Origin of the sequence: Pseudomonas alloputida, from assembly GCF_021283545.2 — a bacterium.
Taxonomy (GTDB): domain Bacteria; phylum Pseudomonadota; class Gammaproteobacteria; order Pseudomonadales; family Pseudomonadaceae; genus Aquipseudomonas; species Aquipseudomonas alloputida.
Genome location: NZ_CP128540.1, coordinates 2,148,195 through 2,166,159, shown reverse-complemented (window position 1 = coordinate 2,166,159; position 17,965 = coordinate 2,148,195). Strand labels below are relative to the sequence as shown.

Annotated in this window: 12 protein-coding genes; 5 read left to right on the top strand and 7 right to left on the bottom strand. The window is 63.1% G+C overall.

Annotation, left to right across the window (positions count from 1 at the left end):
- Positions 1 to 38: 38 nt before the first annotated feature.
- Entirely contained in the window at positions 39 to 1,544 is a 1,506-nt protein-coding gene (gene zwf, locus LU682_RS09850) for a glucose-6-phosphate dehydrogenase (protein ID WP_010954837.1), read from the bottom strand.
- On the bottom strand, positions 1,541 to 2,524 hold the full coding sequence (gene gnd / locus LU682_RS09845; RefSeq protein WP_010954838.1) for a phosphogluconate dehydrogenase (NAD(+)-dependent, decarboxylating): 984 nt from the start codon (positions 2,522 to 2,524) through the stop codon (positions 1,541 to 1,543). The genes zwf and gnd overlap by 4 nt, the downstream gene beginning before the upstream one ends.
- Positions 2,525 to 2,726: 202 nt before the next feature.
- Here gnd and LU682_RS09840 point away from each other — a divergent pair, with 202 nt between their 5' ends.
- Complete coding sequence (locus tag LU682_RS09840; RefSeq protein ID WP_164721823.1) at positions 2,727 to 2,894, top strand: DUF6026 family protein; 168 nt, start codon at positions 2,727 to 2,729, stop codon at positions 2,892 to 2,894.
- Positions 2,895 to 2,936: 42 nt separating this feature from the next.
- On the opposite strand, the gene LU682_RS09835 is transcribed toward LU682_RS09840, so the two are convergent.
- The 5 genes from LU682_RS09835 to LU682_RS09815 are packed head-to-tail and all read right to left on the bottom strand — an operon-like array spanning position 2,937 to position 8,908.
- Complete coding sequence (locus tag LU682_RS09835) at positions 2,937 to 3,194, bottom strand: PAAR domain-containing protein (protein WP_049588262.1); 258 nt, start codon at positions 3,192 to 3,194, stop codon at positions 2,937 to 2,939.
- A 54-nt stretch (positions 3,195 to 3,248) separates the two neighbouring features.
- Positions 3,249 to 4,211 carry a PoNi-like cognate immunity protein gene (locus LU682_RS09830; protein WP_010954841.1) on the bottom strand — a complete coding sequence of 321 codons (963 nt, stop codon included), beginning with the start codon at positions 4,209 to 4,211 and terminating at the stop codon, positions 3,249 to 3,251.
- A 15-nt stretch (positions 4,212 to 4,226) separates the two neighbouring features.
- Positions 4,227 to 5,183: a PoNi-like cognate immunity protein gene (locus LU682_RS09825; protein WP_010954842.1), complete on the bottom strand. Its 957-nt coding sequence runs from the start codon at positions 5,181 to 5,183 to the stop codon at positions 4,227 to 4,229.
- A gap of 9 nt (positions 5,184 to 5,192) precedes the next feature.
- A complete protein-coding gene (locus LU682_RS09820; RefSeq protein WP_051122585.1) occupies positions 5,193 to 6,596 on the bottom strand; it encodes a hypothetical protein in 1,404 nt (467 codons plus the stop codon).
- On the bottom strand, positions 6,593 to 8,908 hold the full coding sequence (locus LU682_RS09815) for a type VI secretion system Vgr family protein (RefSeq protein ID WP_010954844.1): 2,316 nt from the start codon (positions 8,906 to 8,908) through the stop codon (positions 6,593 to 6,595). Before LU682_RS09815 ends, LU682_RS09820 begins: the two co-directional genes overlap by 4 nt.
- 897 nt (positions 8,909 to 9,805) lie before the next feature.
- Between LU682_RS09815 and glgA the strand changes: the two genes are divergently transcribed.
- From glgA to LU682_RS09795, 4 genes are read left to right on the top strand one after another with little or no spacing between them, the layout of a single operon-like run.
- Positions 9,806 to 11,365, top strand: coding sequence for a glycogen synthase GlgA (gene glgA, locus LU682_RS09810; RefSeq protein ID WP_010954845.1), 1,560 nt, complete (start codon positions 9,806 to 9,808; stop codon positions 11,363 to 11,365).
- A 14-nt stretch (positions 11,366 to 11,379) separates the two neighbouring features.
- Entirely contained in the window at positions 11,380 to 13,122 is a 1,743-nt protein-coding gene (gene treZ / locus LU682_RS09805; protein WP_010954846.1) for a malto-oligosyltrehalose trehalohydrolase, read from the top strand.
- On the top strand, positions 13,119 to 15,188 hold the full coding sequence (gene malQ / locus LU682_RS09800; RefSeq protein WP_010954847.1) for a 4-alpha-glucanotransferase: 2,070 nt from the start codon (positions 13,119 to 13,121) through the stop codon (positions 15,186 to 15,188). Before treZ ends, malQ begins: the two co-directional genes overlap by 4 nt.
- A complete protein-coding gene (locus LU682_RS09795; RefSeq protein ID WP_010954848.1) occupies positions 15,185 to 17,959 on the top strand; it encodes a malto-oligosyltrehalose synthase in 2,775 nt (924 codons plus the stop codon). Before malQ ends, LU682_RS09795 begins: the two co-directional genes overlap by 4 nt.
- Positions 17,960 to 17,965 lie beyond the last annotated feature (6 nt).

Sequence of the window (17,965 nt, the reverse complement as noted above, 5' to 3'; positions counted from 1 at the left end):
CTTGCCCGCGAAAGGGCCGGCACAGGCTTGCAAACCTCTCACCCCAACCGGTGCCACTCCCGCTTGTCGCGGGTCAGCAATTCATTGCCGGCCTCAGGCCCATCTTCGCCAGCCGAGTACTCATGCACTTCGCCGCCCTGGGCCCAGGCATCGAGAAACGGCTGCACCGCTCGCCAACCGTTTTCGATGTTGTCAGCCCGCTGGAACAGGGTCTGGTCACCGGTCAGGCAGTCATAGATCAGCGTCTCGTAGCCAGTGGCCGGGGTCATCTTGAAGAAGTCCTTGTAGGCAAAACCCAACTCGACATTCTCCATCACCAGCTCTGGCCCGGGCCGTTTGGCTTGCAGGTCGAACCACATGCCTTCATTGGGCTGGATCTGGATTTTCAGGTAGTTGGGTTTGGGCCGTTCCAGCTCCGACTCGCGAAACTGCGCATACGGTGCGGGCTTGAAGCAGATGGCAATCTCGGTGTCACGCACGCTCATGCGCTTGCCGGTGCGCAGGTAGAACGGCACGCCGGCCCAGCGCCAGTTGTCGATCATCACCTTCAGCGCCACGTAGGTCTCGGTCTGGCTATCCGGCGCGACGTTGGGCTCCTGCCGGTAGCCTGGCAACGGCTTGCGCCCCTGCTTGCCGGCTCTGTACTGGCCTCGTACGGAATTCTTCTGGGCCATTTTTGCCGACCATGGGCGAATAGCGCCGACCACCTTGGCCTTTTCACCGCGCACCGCATCGGCGCCGAACGCGGCCGGCGGCTCCATGGCCACCATCGCCAGCAACTGGAACAGGTGGTTGGGCACCATGTCGCGCAGGGCGCCGGTGCTGTCATAGAACGCACCACGGGTCTCGACACCGACGGTTTCCGCTGCGGTGATCTGCACGTGGTCGATGTAGTGATTGTTCCAGAACGATTCGAACAAGCCGTTGGAAAAGCGGCTGACCAGAATATTCTGAACCGTCTCTTTGCCCAGGTAATGGTCGATGCGGTAGATCTGCCGCTCGCCCATCACCTTCAGCAGGCAGGCGTTGAGCGCCTCGGCGCTGGCCAGGTCGGTGCCGAACGGTTTTTCAACCACCACCCGGCGAAAGCCGCCGGCAGACTCGTCCAGCAAGCCGGCCTGCCCCAGGCGCTGCGCCACCTCGGGGAAGAAGCGCGGCGACGTGGCCAGATAGAAAATGGCATTGCCGTGGCGGGTCTTGTCGATGCGCCTGGCCAGGGCCTGGTAGGTGGCCGGATCGAGAAAGTCGCCCGTCTGGTAATCGAGGCGCTTGGCCAGGCGGGCCCATAGCTTCTCGTCCAGGCACTTGGCGCTGCCCTCGCCGCCTTTGTCACGCTCGACCATGAACGCGTGCAGGCGCGCGGCGAAATCCTCGGCGCTGGCCGGGTTATGGTCAACGCCGACGATGCGCAGGTTACGGTCCAGCAAACCGTCACGGCTGAGGTTGTACAGCGCGGGCATCAGCAGGCGCTTGACCAGGTCGCCATTGGCGCCGAACAGGAACAGGGTACAAGGGGGGGCGGCCGCAAGGGTCTGTTTAGTCATTCGCCTTTCTTCTCGACGTGGCCACCGAAGCCCAGGCGCATGGCCGAGAGGATCTTGTCACCGTAGGTGCCCTGTTGCTGGCGCGAACGGAAGCGCGCGAACAGTGCGCTGGACAACACCGGCACCGGCACCGCCTGCTCGACGGCGGCGTCGATGGTCCAGCGGCCTTCGCCACTGTCGGACACCGAGCCACTGAATTGCGACAGCTGAGGGTCGGCCACCAGCGCATCGGCGGTAAGGTCGAGCAGCCACGAGGTCACCACGCTGCCGCGTCGCCACACTTCGGCAATTTCGGCTACGTTCAGGTCGAAGCGCTGGTCTTCGGGCAACTCGTTGCCGCCTTTGCTGCGCAGCAGGTCGAAGCCTTCGGCATAGGCCTGCATCAGGCCGTACTCGATGCCGTTATGCACCATTTTCACGTAGTGCCCGGCGCCCGGTGGACCGGCATGGATGTAGCCGTGCTCGGCACGCTGGTGCTCGCCGCTGCGGCCATGGGTACGCGGGATGTCGCCCACGCCCGGCGCCAGCGCCTTGAACAGCGGTTCCAGGCGCTCGAACACGTCCTTTTCGCCGCCGATCATCATGCAGTAGCCGCGGTCCAGGCCCCACACGCCGCCGGAAGTCCCGACGTCCAGATAATGCAGGCCGCGCTTGGCCAGTTCTGCAGCGCGGCGCATGTCGTCCTTGTAGAAGGTGTTGCCGCCGTCGATGATCGCATCGCCCGGCTCCAGCATTTCGGCCAGCTGGGCGATGGTCTGCTCGGTGGCGTCACCAGCCGGCAGCATCACCCATACCGCGCGCGGCGCTTTCAGCTTTTGTACCAGTGCACCGAGGTCATGCGCACCCTGGGCGCCTTCGCCCTCCAGGCCGGTGATGGCATCACGGTTGCGGTCGTGCACCACGGTGCGGTGACCGGCGCGCATCAGGCGCCTTGCGATATTGCCGCCCATACGGCCCAGCCCGATGATTCCCAGTTGCATGAGCCAATGCTCCCTTTTCGAAATGGATGACGACAGTCCAGCTTTTCAGATTAGTCCAGCATGCCGCCCGAGGGTTCAGCGACGAACGGCAAGACCACAATAAACAAAAAAGTTCCCAAGCCCGGTGAAAGAATTCAGAATGCGCCCCGCGTGAAGCGTCTACGCTTTGACTTGTCACCAGCCAAAACCGCGAGGTGTGCTCATGGGTACATTGATGCCAGCAACCCCACCCCAGACCCTCTATGTCTCCGTGCGCCGTGATGAGCTGCGTAAACTTAAAGACGAACGTGACCAGCTGCGTCAGCAGGTCGCCCAGTTGAACCTGCTGTTGGCGCAAGCGCGCACCGATGGCAAGACCGTCAGCCTCTGATCTTGCCCATTCCCTGTGGGGGCTGAACCGCTCCCACTTCGCTTAATCGAGCAACCAACTGTTATCGCCATTTTCCAGGACGCCGCCATGACTGGTAGCATCGCCTACCCTAGCAAGCGGCTGTCCTTCATCCATCATCAGCGCCGAGCCGCTGGTGATCGCCGCCCCACAGCCGAGCCTGTCGCCAACCCTGGCGGCCGCCCTGCCGTTGACGAAGAACAGGCTGGAGCCGCTGCTGACGCTGGTGGGGCCGCACAATGGGCAATGGTGAGGGTGACCAAGCAGAACGATGGCAGGCATTGTCGCCACTCCTGAATCATGTAAAGCGCCACGCACTCATGCCGGCAGCGCCAATCAGAATGTCCTCGACAGCCGCCAGTGAACCACCTGGCCATCGATCTTGGGGAAGGGTGTCTGGTGCATGAACACCTGTTCACCCACACTGCGCTCGACGCAGGTGTAATGACCGGGCCATGGGCAAGGGGTGCCAGAAGGCCAGCCAGGAGCGTCCTCGCGCCTGGCGGTTTCCGGGTCGCGGAACTGTTTGCCCAGTCGTCGGTAATGCGCCCTTGCGATGAGTGCCTTTGGAAAAAAATGTGGGGCGCTCTCCAGAGCATCCCCTGGCACAGACCATAAAAACGCTACCAGCGCCGCTTCGAGTGCCCAGTAGCCCAAGTGGTCACCCCGTGCCCGGGCATGGCGATCGTGCCAATAGCAGCCATGCGCCTTGGCATACCACTGTTCGAGATAGCGCAAGAGCGCTTCATGCTGCGCTTGGCCACGCAGGTCGAGGCTCTCCAGCAAGGCGGCGTAGGTCTCGGGGTGAAGCAGCGAGGTCCCCGGGTATGCCTTGCCCAGCCGCAGGAACAGGCGATGCAGCAGCAGGTCGGGGCTGCGCTCGTCGTCCTGGTTCAGCCAGCCCAGCACCTGGTCGACACGATCGGGGTAACCGCACAGCACGGCCAACGACAGCAGCCACAAAGCAACCCGGTATTCGTCCGCCACCCAGGGGCGCAGTTGCTCGCAGGTTGTCGGGTACGCTGAAAAATGCCGGGTGAACTGGGCGAACGCGTAATCAACATAGGCCTCCACCAGTTCCAACGGCTCGCCACCCGAGTAGCGCTGGATGGCCAGCTCCAGTGCCATGTGCGCCCAGTCGAGACTAAGGCCACGGTAATGATGCTTGCGCTCGGCGGACTCGGCCAGCAATGCCTGTGTATCAGGGTCGGCAAACTCCTGCTCTTTTTCACGGGTCGAGGCGTGGTAATGCTGCTCGACCATCCACGGGTCGCGCTTGATGCTGTCGAACGGGTCCATAGGCCCTCCCGCACGCTATAAGCCTTTCACCAAGCGCCAAACCACGGAGCGCCCATTTTCGCTCGGCATCTCTACGCCTTGCATGAATGTCTGAGGCCCTACAGCCCATTCATCACATACCCACACACCCGTGCGCGGGCAAATTTCACCCGACTTGGCAAGTGCATCCGAATATGGCGCGCTTTGCAGGTGTTCAGGGAAGCTTTTGATCACTTGACGCTTGCGAGCATCGTCTACCAAATCCTTCGGGTAAAAAGGAAGGTCTCTGTAGGGTGCATCGTCGACGCCCCACAGCACAGTGACCAATCCTGCCTCAAATGCCCAGTAGCCAAAGAAACCCGCATCGCTTCGTGCTTTGTGCCGATCATGCCAATAACAGTTGCGCATGCCTCGATACCACTGCTTCAGGTAACTACGCACTGCCTGTTGCTGCTCATCCTTCTCAGTATTTAAAGCATTGAGCAATTCATGATAAGGGCGCTCATGAATCAACGTGCTCCCGGGGACAGTCACCCCAACACGAGAAAACAGTTGTCGCATCAGGATATCTTCACCGTCATCAGGGGCTTCACTCAAATAGCCTGCGACTTGCGTGATGCGCCCGGGTTTGTTGAACATGACTGCAAACGATAGAAGCCAGAGTGTGAATTGATACGCATCAGGCTCCCACAGCTTCAAGCTAAAACCCGGATAGGCTTGCTTGTGACGTTGAAATTGGGAAAACAGGTGATCTACATAAAACTCAAGTGAGTCAACGGGCTTACCTCCCGAATAAAGAGCAATGAGTAACTCCATGGACTGAAAGCACCATCTCCAGCTCAACATCTCAACATTTACATATTCGGGACGCTCAACTTCAAGAATAGACTCGGCTCGGCGCTCAACATAGTTTTCCTTCCAAAAAGCAACACTATCAAGATAGGCTGCCTCCTGCAAAAAAGGCTCACGTTTGACCTGTTCAAATTCTGTCATTACACACCCCTAATGAATTACATTACCGACAAATTTTGCATGTTCGTCGAGCTTGACTATTTTCGTTACCACACCACTTTCATCCACGATCATTAACCAACGCTCATACCCGGAGAATGCAATTTCTTCCGCCTGTTTTTTCCCAAGATCTAAGTCAAGCCTAGGTTCAATCCACGCATCACTCATCTGCCTGGCACTCGGAAACCCCTTACTCCCCTTCGTAACCGGCAAACTACCCGGCGAAAACGTGCCCCCCGTTCGATACTTGGTCTCGGTAATAATAAACGGCGGTGGCGGATGGGCATTACGATAGACGCCATCCAGCCCACGCCCGGTGGGTTTCATTTCCAGGCTGCGAGGCCCACGCGCAGCGGACAACAGGTTTTCATGGCCTTTGCCGAGCATGTACTGATCACTGACCACCTCCCCATAAATACCCTTCTGCGCCCGGGTCGCCGTCGCGTGATCGAACACGTGCACATTGGCGCCATGCGCAGCGATTGTCGGCGACGTGGGCACGGGCGGGCCGAGCGCACCCTCGGACCGCTCAAGGTAACGTGGGCGCATGCCGATGCCAGAGGTCACCCGCCCAGCACTCATGGCCATGGGCTCCGGCTTTTGCGCATGCACCCCGGCCTGCGCAACCTGCGCGGGCAGGTCGCTGGCCTGCTCCAGCACCTTGGCCAGCCTGGCATCGAGCTGCATCAGCGCATGCGGGATTTCCCGCAAGGCATGCACCTGCACGGCGTAGAACTGCGCTTCCATGGCCTGCAACCGCACCAACAGGTGCGAGGCCGCCTGGTTGAACGGCCAGTTGCCCAGGTAGCTGCGAAGCTTTGCCGTTGCCGCGAGAACCTTGGTCAAAAACAGGTTCAGGTAGGCCAGCAAGTCCTTTTCATAGCTCGCGAACCTGACCTGGTGCAGCCAGAACTCCACGCTGCCGCGGGTGAACTTGCCGAGAAACGCAACCACTGTCTGCAGGATGACCTGACTTTCACGTATCAACAGCAAGCACAAACCACGCAAGAACGCTGCTGCTTCCTGCCCAACCAGTGCGCCTGCCATCGAGCCCACGGGAGTGCCCACCGCCCCCACCACAGCGCCGATGATCGGCGCGATCAGGGTCATCAGGCAGGCCACCAGCAACACCCACTCTTGCCATTCCGGCGGCTGCGGCGTTGCCTGGCTGCCGTCCGCCGCGTAGCGCTTGCCCAGGCGCAGGCACACCGCAGCCAGGTCACGGGCACTGAGCACAATCACCACCCCCGGCACCAACGACAGCAGCATGTCGGCGATGACCACGCTCAGTGGCCGCTCCTCGGCAAACTCGCCAAGCACCAGGTCACGCAGCCAGCCAAAGCCGTCGGCCACTTTTTCCACCGCTTGGTCCAGCCAGTCAGCTGTCGAACTCATGGCTGGCCACCTGCTGAGGTGCAGCCGGCAAGCAATGCCTGCAAGGCAGCATCCAGCTCGGTTGCAGTCGTCAGCTGCAGCGGGCCCGGGCCAACTTCGTAGCGCACTTGGGCGCTGCAACCGGGAGTGACGCCAGCCAGGCGGGCATAGCCGTTCTGGTCGACCACGCCCTGGCGCTGGGTGCCATCGGACAACGTTGCCACGTAGGCCGTGCCCGCAATCGGCGTACCGTCGGCATGCACCAGGCGAAACTCGATTTCGTCCTGCTCAGGTGCAGGCGGTACTCCGTAACGTGCAGGCGCCTTGACCTGGGCGATGGCGTGTAACAGCAGTGGTTCGGGGCAACCGATTTCGATGCGGCCATCGCTCAGCTTGATAAAGGCCCCGCCGCAGCTCAGGGTCAGCGACGTTCGGCTGTCGATATGCACATGGCCGTGATGACTGGTGATCGACACATCCTCATCGGCGTCGACCCGCAGTTGCCCGCCGACCTGCACGCGCTTGTCCAGCGCGACCTGCTCGGTGGCCTCAAGGCCGACCATGACACTTAGCGCACCGCCAACGGCCAGCGACTTGCCCAGGCCAATGCTTTCAACTTTGCCAAGGGCGACCGTTTCGCGCTTGCTGGCGCCAACCTTGACGCTGCGGTTGCCGCCGATGTCCACCACTTCGTCATGCTCGACGCGTTCGCTACGGTCATTGCCAATGAGCGTGGTTTCGTTGTGTTTCACAACATTGTTCTGGTCGCGCTCGGCATGTATGAACACTTCCTGCCGCCCCAGCTCGTCTTCGAAGCGCAACTCGTTGAAGCCATCGCCTTTATGGGTCTGGCTCTTGATGGTCATGCGGGTCTTGTGATCCGGAAGGTCGTACGGCGGCAGCTGGTCACCGCAGTAGGTGCGCCCGGTGATCATTGGCTGGTCGGGGTCGCCATTGACGTACTGGACAATCACATCCTGGCCGATACGCGGGATGGCCATCGAACCCCAGCTGCCACCGGCCCAGCCTTGCGACACCCATACCCAGCAGGAGCTGAACTCGTTGTTCTTGCTCTCCCGGTCCCACGGGAAGCTGACCTTGACCCGCCCCCATTCGTCGCAATAGATCTCCTCCCCAGGCGGGCCGACCACGGTGGCCATGTGTGGGCCATCAATGCGCGGCTTGGCCATGGGGGCCGGGCGCCACTCGGCCATGCCCTGCACCAGCAACGCATCGTTCACGTAGCGGGTGCCTTGTTCAGCGCCAGCCGCTTCTTCCTGCAGGCTGGTGAGCTGGGTACCTTCGTGACACAGGCTGATCACGCGCCAGTGAACATTGAGGTCTTCCCGCGGGTGGCCGACGAGGGTGAAGCTCAGGCCTGTCTGCAGGCGCACATCGTCGCCCTGCACTTCAGCCAGGCATGCGTCGTGGCGCAGCGCCGTCAGCCGTGTTTCAGTGAAGGGCTTGCCCACCGCATCGCGCTTGTAGCGCCCCGGGTAATCAAAGCGCTCGTAGTCCAGTGACTGGTGCGTGACGCCACTGGTCTGGGCCTTGTGCTCCTGCCGGTAGGCCGGGTTGGTGAAGGTGTAGTCGCGCTGCACTTGCCGCGCAGTACGTACCTGCTCGCAATAGCGCAAGCGCCGCAGGCATGCGCGGGCCTGGTCGCCACCACTGCTGGCGTGGTACAGCACCTTGTCGGGGCCGACATCATCCTCATCCAGCCAAAGCGCCTCGTCGTCCTCTGCCTTAAGCGCGCCCCGGCTGAGCAGCCCAAACGACAGCAAGCGGTCGGTAACGATCAGCGTGTGCTGCCGGGCGCAGTGTTCGAAGCGGTAGACGAACCCCTCTTCAGCGGCAAGGCGATGGATGAAGTCGAGGTCGGTTTCACCCGCCTGAACACAAAACTCCCGCACTTGGTGCTGCGCGCTGCTTTTCAGCTCAAAGCGGGTGATGCCCTGACGCTTGAACATGAGTTCAAGAATCTGCGGCACGGTTTTCTGCTGAAAGATCCGCCAGTTCGAACGCAACCGCGCGCGGGCCAGCTGCGGCTCGACCACGGCGTGGTAGCGCGTGCGACAAAAGCCGGTTTCGCCCTGGCTGAAGGCACTGACTAGGCCATGCACATGACGCAGTGGCCGGTCTGCGCTGTAAAGGGTGAATAGCGCAGGCTTGTCGAGGACGTGGCCGAAATCGATATCACTTTCGTAGCTCACAAGTTCCAGGTTCAGCACAAATGGCTGGTTGAGGGTTTCATCCAGCTTGAATGAAACCACTTCAAATTCCGTGCGCCCGGCGAGCGCCTGAAAACTGAAGCGAAAGTCGGACTGTTTCATGAGTTGCTCTACCCGCCATCATGTTTGCCGGCGAAAAACAACCACACCCTGGCTTTCTTCAAGATGAGAATATCGAACTAAATTGGCCCGCCACCAAGGTTCAAGCCCGCTAGATGCTTGGCATTGCGGGCTTCACCCCATGACGGCGATCAGGATGAGGCAGTGGATTGAAGAGCAACTTAAACCGTATCACCATGACAAGACAGGAACGATGGGTTTAATATAAATGGAGATTCCGCAGGCAATTTCCTACAGCATGAACTTACAACTTTTTATCATACGATCCGTTTGCCTGACTGCCGACCCTGTAACTCAGATAATTATTCGAGCCAAACTTTTTGAACCGCTTGGATACTCGCCCCTGTGCAGGGTGTCGCACCGATATAGGATTGGGCACATCCGGACATGCACCAGCCAGCCCCATTTGGCGGTACGAATACGCACCAAAACAGTGCGCAACTGTCATGCATGGGGCAATGCCGTTCGCCCCTCACCCTCTCGCGCGCCCTACGTTCACCTCCGCTTCAATACGCCAACGTTTGCGTCTATTCCGCGGCATCACAATGGTGACCAGTGGGTCACCTTTTTATCTTTTTCTCTCCTACACTCAGGTTTCGGCCCGCCATTTGCTCAATGGAAGAGTGACGAAAAAAAGTCGAACTTTACGGAAAGCGGGCAGGTCAGGAACTAAGTAGGCCAAACGCAAAGGGACTTCCCAGCCACGGCCACCAACCCAACAGCCCAATCGCTTTCGGCCGGAACGCCGATCGCGCCGTGCGTGCGCGCACGACACAGGGGCATGGAACGCACTACGCAGCATTCAGCAAGCAGAGAGAACCAGCACGAAACATCGCCACGGGTGCCAGCACCCGACCAAGCATAGGGACGGAGAGAAGTATGATCAGTGCCGCTGTCGAGCCTCACGTAGACGCTTTCAAACCGGATAACCGCGAGCCGCTCACCCCGGATTTCGCCACGACAGGCAAGGCACCCGGCGCCCAGCGCCAGCACAACCCGAACAAGCGCAAGATTCTGTTCGTGACCTCGGAAATCGCCGACCTGGTGAAAACCGGTGGCCTGGGTGACGTGTCCGCTGCCCTGCCCCGTGCCCTGGCGCACCTGCACGATGTGCGGGTCCTCATCCCCGGCTACCGCCAGGTGATGGAAAGCGACAACCCTATACATATCGTGGGTGAACTGGGCGGCCATGCGGCCCTGCCGCCCTGCAAGATCGGGCGCATGGACATGGCCGACGGCCTGGTCATCTATGTGTTGATCTGCCCAGAACTGTACCAGCGCGACGGCACACCCTATGGTGCCAACAATGGCCGCGACTGGCCCGACAACCACATCCGCTTCGCCCGCCTGGGCCTGGCTGCCGCCGAAATCGCGGCCGGCGAAGGCAAGATCCACTGGACGCCGGAAGTGGTGCACGCGCATGACTGGCCGGCCGGCCTGGCCCCGGCCTACATGCACTGGCGTGGCCTGAATACGCCCACGCTGTTCACCATCCACAACCTGGCGTACCAAGGTGTGTACAGCCGCGGCTGCAGCCCGGAGCTGGCAATACCCGAACATGCCATGCAGCAAGAAGGCATGGAATTCTACGGCAAGCTGTCGTTCCTCAAGGCCGGCCTGGCCTACTCCAGCCACATCACCACAGTCAGCGCCACCTATGCCCGGGAAATCACCACCCCTGAATTTGGCTGCGGCCTGGACGGTTTCCTCGCCAGCAAGGCCCAGCAAGGCCTGCTCGGTGGCATCCCCAACGGCATCGACGAAAGCTGGGACTCGGCTACCGACAAGCACCTGCAACACAACTTCAGCATCAATGACTGGGAGGGCAAAGCGCGTAACACCCAGGAGGTGCGCGAGCTGTTCGGCCTGGACGATTCCGAAGGCCCGCTGTTCGCCGTGGTGTCACGGCTGGTCTATCAAAAGGGCCTGGACCTGACCCTGGGCGTGGCCGACTACATCGTCGAGCAAGGCGGGCAGATCGCGATCATCGGCCGCGGCGAGCCGGAAGAGGAACAGGCCATGCGCGAGCTGGCGCTGCGCCACCCAGGCCGCATCGGTGTGCGTATCGGCTTCAATGAAACCGATGCCCGGCGCATGTTCGCCGGCAGCGATTTCCTGCTGATGCCGTCGCGCTACGAGCCGTGCGGCCTCAGCCAGATGTACGCGCAACGCTTCGGCTCGCTGCCGGTAGCACGTAATACCGGTGGCCTGGCCGACACCATCGAGTGCGGCGTGACGGGCTTCCTGTTCAACGAGTCCACCGTCGAGAGCTACCGCGAGGCACTCAGCCGCGCCTTCTATGTTTACGGCAAGAAGGACCTGCTGAACGCCATGCGCTGCCTGTCGATGACCCAGCCGTTCAACTGGTGCCAGGCGGTTGAACCCTATGCCCGCCTGTACGAGGACCTGGTCAAGCAGACACAACTGAGCCATTACTGAGCGGGGGTCGGAAGATGCACAGACATGGCGCACACTTGCTGGACGCCACGTCGGCGCGCTTCGCCCTCTGGGCGCCGGATGCGCGCAGCGTGAGCGTGGAAGTGGAGCAGCAGCCGGCCATCGAACTGCTGCCGGATGATGAGGGTTGGTACAGCGGCGTGGCGCCATGCCAGGCCGGTGACCGTTACCACTACCGCATCGACGGGGAGCTGCAGGTGGCCGACCCGGCCTCGCGCTACCAGCCCGACGGCGTACACGGGCCAAGCCAGGTAGTGGATGTGGCCGGTTACGCCTGGCAACACCCGTGGCAAGGCCGGCCTTGGCATGAGGCCGTGATCCAGGAGGTGCATGTCGGCCTGCTCGGGGGTTACGCCGGGGTTGCCCGGCAACTGCCGCGCCTGGCCGAACTGGGTATCAGCGCGATCGAGCTGATGCCGCTGGGGCAGTTCCCCGGCGAACGCAATTGGGGCTACGACGGCGTACTCCCTTACGCCCCACAGAACACCTACGGCAGCCCCGAGCAGCTGTGCGCACTGGTGGACCAGGCCCACGGCCACGGGCTGATGGTGCTGGTCGATGTGGTGTACAACCACTTCGGACCTGACGGCAATTACCTGCACCAGTACGCCAGCCCTTTCTTCCGCGAGGACCGGCAGACACCTTGGGGCGCGGCCATCGATTTTCGCCGCCCGCAGGTGCGCGAGTACTTTATCCAGAATGCCCTGATGTGGCTGTGCGACTACCGCTGCGACGGCCTGCGCCTGGATGCGGTGCATGCCATCGACCAGCCCGACTTCCTGATCGAGTTGGCCCAACGGGTACGCGCCGCCGTAGAACCGGGCCGGCACGTGTGGCTGGTGCTGGAGAACGAGCACAACCAGGCGGGCCTGCTGGAACAGGGTTACGACGCCCAGTGGAACGATGACGGCCACAATGCCCTGCACGTGCTGCTGACCGGTGAAACCGAAGGTTACTATGCCGACTACCAGCATCGCCCCATCGACCAACTGGCACGGTGCCTTGGCGAAGGTTTCGTGTTCCAGGGCCAGGCCAACCGGCACGGCAAACCACGCGGCGAACCCAGCGGGCATTTGCCGCCCAGCGCCTTCGTGTTGTTCCTGCAGAACCACGACCAGATCGGCAACCGCGCGCTGGGTGAGCGCCTGACCCGCCTATGCCCCGCGCCAGCCCTGCGTGCAGCCACCGGCCTGTTGCTGCTGGCCCCCATGGTTCCGCTGCTTTTCATGGGCGACGAAGCCGGCAGTTGCCAGCCGTTCCTGTTTTTTACCGACTTCCATGACGCGCTGGCCGACGCGGTACGCGAAGGCCGTCGTGGCGAGTTCGCCCACTTCGCCGCGTTCGCCGACCCCAAGCAGCGTGAGCACATTCCCGACCCCAACGCCGAACAGACATTCGCCTCTTCACGCCCGCAGAACAAGGCGGTGATCGCCGGCTGGCACGGCCTTTACCAGCAACTGCTCGACCTGCGCCGCCGCCACATCATCCCGCACTTGCCCGGCAGCCGTGCGCTGGGCGCCGAGGTGCACGCTGACAAAGCGCTGACCGCGCGCTGGCAGCTGGGCAACGGCAACACTCTGCGCATCGACCTGAACCTGGCCGACACCCCGCAGGCGGTCGAACTGCCCGCGCCATCCACACGGCTGTTCGACAGCAGCGACACCCGCCACCCGGATACCCACCTGGCTGCCTACAGCTGTGTGGTCAGCCTGCTTCCCCCTGCCCAGGAGCACCCATGAGCGAAACCGCCCTGCACCGTCTGGCATCCAGCGTCGGGCTGAGCCGCGACTGGATCGACGCCAATGCCAGGCCCCAGCGTGTCAGCGACGACGTGCTGCGCAACATCCTCGAAGGCCTTGGCCACCCGGCCGGCGATGACGCGGCCGTTGCCGCCAGCCTGCGTGCGGTGGAAACCGCCGAAGACAGCGAACACCTGCCGCCCTTGCTGACCGCCGACGTAGGCCAGCCGTTAGCGCTGTCGCGCTACTTCAGTGCCGCCAGCGTGGCCCACTGCACCCTGGAAGATCACACCTCTGTCACCCTCAGCCTCGATGACCAGGCGCGCCTGCCCGGCGAGCTGCCCATCGGCTATCACCAGGTGGAAATCGACAGCCGCCGCTTCACCGTGGCAGTGGCGCCAACACGCTGTCACAGCCTGGAAGAAAAGGTGCAACAGCCGCCACCACGCTGCTGGGGCCTGGCAGTGCAGCTGTACAGCCTGCGCCGCCCCGGCGATGGGGGCTTCGGCGACTGCCTGGCGCTGGAGCAGTTGGCCCGCTCGGCCGCCGAGCGCGGCGCCGATGCCTTGGCTATCAGCCCGATTCACGCCCTGTCGGCCATCGACCAGGAACACTACAGCCCCTACTCACCTTCCAGTCGCCTGCTGCTCAACACCCTGTATACCAGCCCCGCGGCCCTGCTGGGTGAACGGGAAGTGCGCATGGCCATCGAAGCCTGCGGGCTGGAGCAACAACTCGAAGAGCTGGAGCAGCGCCCTCTGGTCGACTGGCCACGCGCCGCCAGCGCCCGGCTGCGTTTGCTTGAAGCGCTTTACCAAGGCTTCAGCCACGGCGACCACCCGCTACGCACAGATTTTGACAGCTTCCGCGAAGCCGGCGGCCAGACCCTGGAGCACCACTGCCGCTTCGAGGTTCTGCAGGCCCAGGCGGTGGAGCACGGCCTCGGGGCCGACTGGCGCAACTGGCCCAAAGCCTGGCATGACCCCTACCACCCGGAAGTGGAGGCTTTAGCCAATGCCTACCCGGCCAAGGTCGAGTTCCGCGCCTTCTGCCAGTGGCTGACTGAACGTGGCCTGCAACGTGCCCACGAAGCGGCCCGCAGCAACGGCATGGCCGTGGGCCTGATCGCCGACCTGGCGGTGGGCGCCGATGGTGCCGGCAGCCAGGCCTGGAGCCGCCAGGACGAACTGCTGGCCGGCCTGAGCGTGGGTGCGCCGCCCGACATCCTCAACCACGTAGGGCAGGATTGGGGCATTTGCGCCTTCTCGCCCGACGGCCTCAAGCGCAATGGCTATCGCGCCTTCATCGAGATGCTGCGGGCCAACCTCGCCCACGCTGGCGGCCTGCGCATCGACCATGTGATGGGCCTGCGCCGGCTATGGCTGATCCCGCAGGGGGCCAAACCCAGCGAGGGCGCCTACCTCGACTACCCGCTAGACGACCTGTTGCGCCTGCTGGCGCTGGAGTCGGTGCGTCACCAGGCGATCATCCTGGGTGAAGACCTGGGCACCGTGCCCGACAGCCTGCGCGAAAAGCTGGCCGAGAAAGCGGTGCTGGGCATGCGCGTGCTGCCGTTCGAGCAGACCCAGCCGGGCCAGTTCAAGCCCATTCTCGACTGGCCGGACAATGCCCTGGCCACAACCGGCACCCACGACCTGGCGCCACTGGCCGGCTGGCTGGCAAACCGCGACATCGACTGGAGACACCGTTTGCAACTGATCGACGCCGCTACCGAATTGCACTGGCGACACGAGCGTCAGAAAGAACGCGAAGGCCTGCGCCGCATCCTGGAGGCCAACTACGGCGAACTGAAGGACAACGACGCGCTGATCGATGCGGCCATCCGCTTCGTTGGCCATACCCGTGCGCCGCTGGTGCTGGTACCGCTGGAAGACCTGCTGGGCTGCGACGAGCAACCCAACCTGCCGGGCACCACCAATGGCCATCCCAACTGGCGGCGGCGCTTTTCCCGCCCAGTACGCGAACTACTCGACGACGAGGATGCCGCACGGCGCCTGGAGCTGCTGGCCCAGGCCCGCGAACAGGCGTGGGAGCGTGACCGATGAAGCCACTGACCGCGACCCTGCGCCTGCAATTCCACAGCGACTTCACCCTCGACCACGCTGTACCGCTGGTGCCGTATTTCGCCCAGCTGGGCATCAGCCACCTGTATGCCTCGCCCATCCTCAAGGCCCGCGCGGGCTCGCGCCATGGCTACGACGTGGTCGATCCTACCTGCGTCAACCCGGAGCTGGGCGGCGAGGCCGCGCTGGAGCGCCTGGTTGCCGCCCTGCGCCAGCATGGCATGGGGCTGATCCTCGACACGGTGTCCAACCACATGGCCGTAGGCGGTGCCGACAACCCCTGGTGGCAAAGCCTGCTGGCCTGGGGACGGCGCAGTCCGTATGCAGAGTTCTTCGACATCCAGTGGCACTCCAGCGACCCACTGCTGGCCGGGCAACTGCTGTTGCCGTTCCTCGGCAGCGACTACGGCGTGGCGCTCAGGAATGGCGAGATACCACTGCAGTTCGACAAACAGCAGGGGCTGCTGCAAGTGGCCCATTACGCGCATCGTTTCCCGATCTGCCCGGTCGATTACGGCTGGATTCTCGCGCTCAGCCCGGAACCTGCACTCAAGGTGCTGGCCGAGCGCTTCACGGCATTGGGCGACTCGGCCACCCCGCTGGCCGATAGCCTGCCGCTCCAAGCCGAACTGGCCCGCCTGGTGCGAGAAGGTGCCGACCTCGAATCGGCCCTGGTGGCCTTCGACAGCCGCAGCGAGGCCGGTTTCAAGCGCCTGCACCTGCTGCTGGAACGCCAGACCTACCGCCTGGCCAGCTGGCGTACCGCTGCCGACGACATCAACTGGCGGCGCTTCTTCGACATCAACGAGCTGGGCGGCCTGCGCGTGGAGCGCGCCGTGGTGTTCGAAGCCACCCATGCCAAGCTGTTCGAACTGATCGAACGCGGCCTGGTGGACGGCCTGCGCATCGACCATATCGACGGCCTTGCAGACCCGCGTGGCTACTGCCGCAAACTGCGCCGAAGGGTTGATAGCCTGCTGGCGCGGCGGCCGCTGAATGCAGGGCTGGAGCACTTCCCTCTGTACGTGGAAAAGATCCTGGGTGCCGACGAGCACCTGCACCGCGACTGGCTTACCGACGGCACCACCGGCTACGAGTTCATGAACCAGGTGTCGCTGCTGCAGCATGATCCGGCCGGCGAAGCGCCGCTGAGCGAACTGTGGAGCAACGTCAGCGAGCGCCCGGACTTCCCTGAAGAAGTGCGCCAGGCCCGTCACCTGGTGCTCAACGCCAGCCTGGCCGGTGACTGCGAGTCGGTGGCCCAGGCACTGTTGCAGGTGGCGCGCAACGACCTGATGACCCGTGACCTGACCCTGGGCGCGATTCGCCGGGCCTTGCAGGCGTTGGTGGCGCATTACCCGGTTTACCGAACCTACTTCAATGCCTGCGGGCGCCCGGCGCAGGACGAAACGTTCTTCCAGCAGGCCCTGACCAATGCCCGGCAAGACCTTGCCGAAGCTGACTGGCCGCTACTGGACCAACTTGAACGGTGGCTGGGCGGGCAAGCCTGGCGGCATCTGCCACCGGGGCGCGCCCGCAAGCAACTGCGCCACGCCTGCGTGCGCTTCCAGCAACTGACTGCGCCCAGCGCCGCCAAAGCCGTGGAAGACACCGCCTTCTACCGCAGCGCGCGGCTGCTGTCGCGTAACGACGTGGGTTTCGAGGCCGAGCGCTTCAGCGCCCCCCCCATGCATTTCCACAACGAGGCCCAGCGGCGCCTGCGCGATTTCCCCGACAACCTGCTGACCACCGCCACCCACGACCACAAGCGCGGCGAAGACACGCGTGCACGCCTGGCCGTACTCAGCGAGCGCGGCACGTGGCTGGCCAGCCGGGTAGAGCATTGGCGTGAGCTGGCCGCCCCCCTGCGCGCGCAGTTGGACGACGGGCTGGCACCCAGCCCCGGCGACGAGTTGATGCTGCTGCAGACCCTGCTCGGCAGTTGGCCCTTGGACCTCGACCTGAACGACGACAATGCCCTGCGTCAATACGCCGAGCGTGTTCGCCAGTGGCAGCAGAAGGCCCTGCGCGAGGCCAAGCTGCGCAGTAGCTGGAGCGCGCCGAACGAGGCCTACGAAGGCGCCTGCGCTCATTACCTCGACGGCCTGCTGCTGGACAGCGAGAACCAGCAACTGCGCAAGTCGCTGGCCGACGCGGCGCAGCTGCTGGCCTGCCCCGGCGCTCTCAATGGCCTGGTCCAGGCCCTGTTGCGCATGACCACACCCGGTGTGCCCGACCTGTACCAGGGTAACGAATACTGGGACTTCAGCCTGGTCGACCCGGACAACCGCCGCGCCGTGGACTACGCTTCGAGGCGTCGCACGCTGGACGATGCCACGCCGGCCGCCGAGCTGCTGGCGCACTGGCGCGACGGCCGTGTCAAACAGGCCTTGATCGCCCGCGTGCTGGACTGCCGCCAGGCCCATGCCGAGCTGTTCCGCCGCGGTGCCTACCTGCCACTGACCGTACAGGGCCGGCACGCTGACAAGGTCATTGCCTTTGCTCGCCTGGGGGAAGGCGAGCACGCCATCGTCGTCGCCCCGCGCCTGGCCAGCAGCCTGCTCGGAGGTGCCGCTACACCGTTGATCCCGGCGCAGAACTGGGACGACACCCGGCTGGTATTGCCGTTTGCCTTGTCACCTGCCAACTCGACGGGACTTTTCGCCTGTGCGGCGGTCAGCTCTTCAAAGGAGTTGCCGTTGAGCGCCGTGCTGGCGGAATTTCCGGTCAACGTGTTGATACAACAATCTTGAGCATCA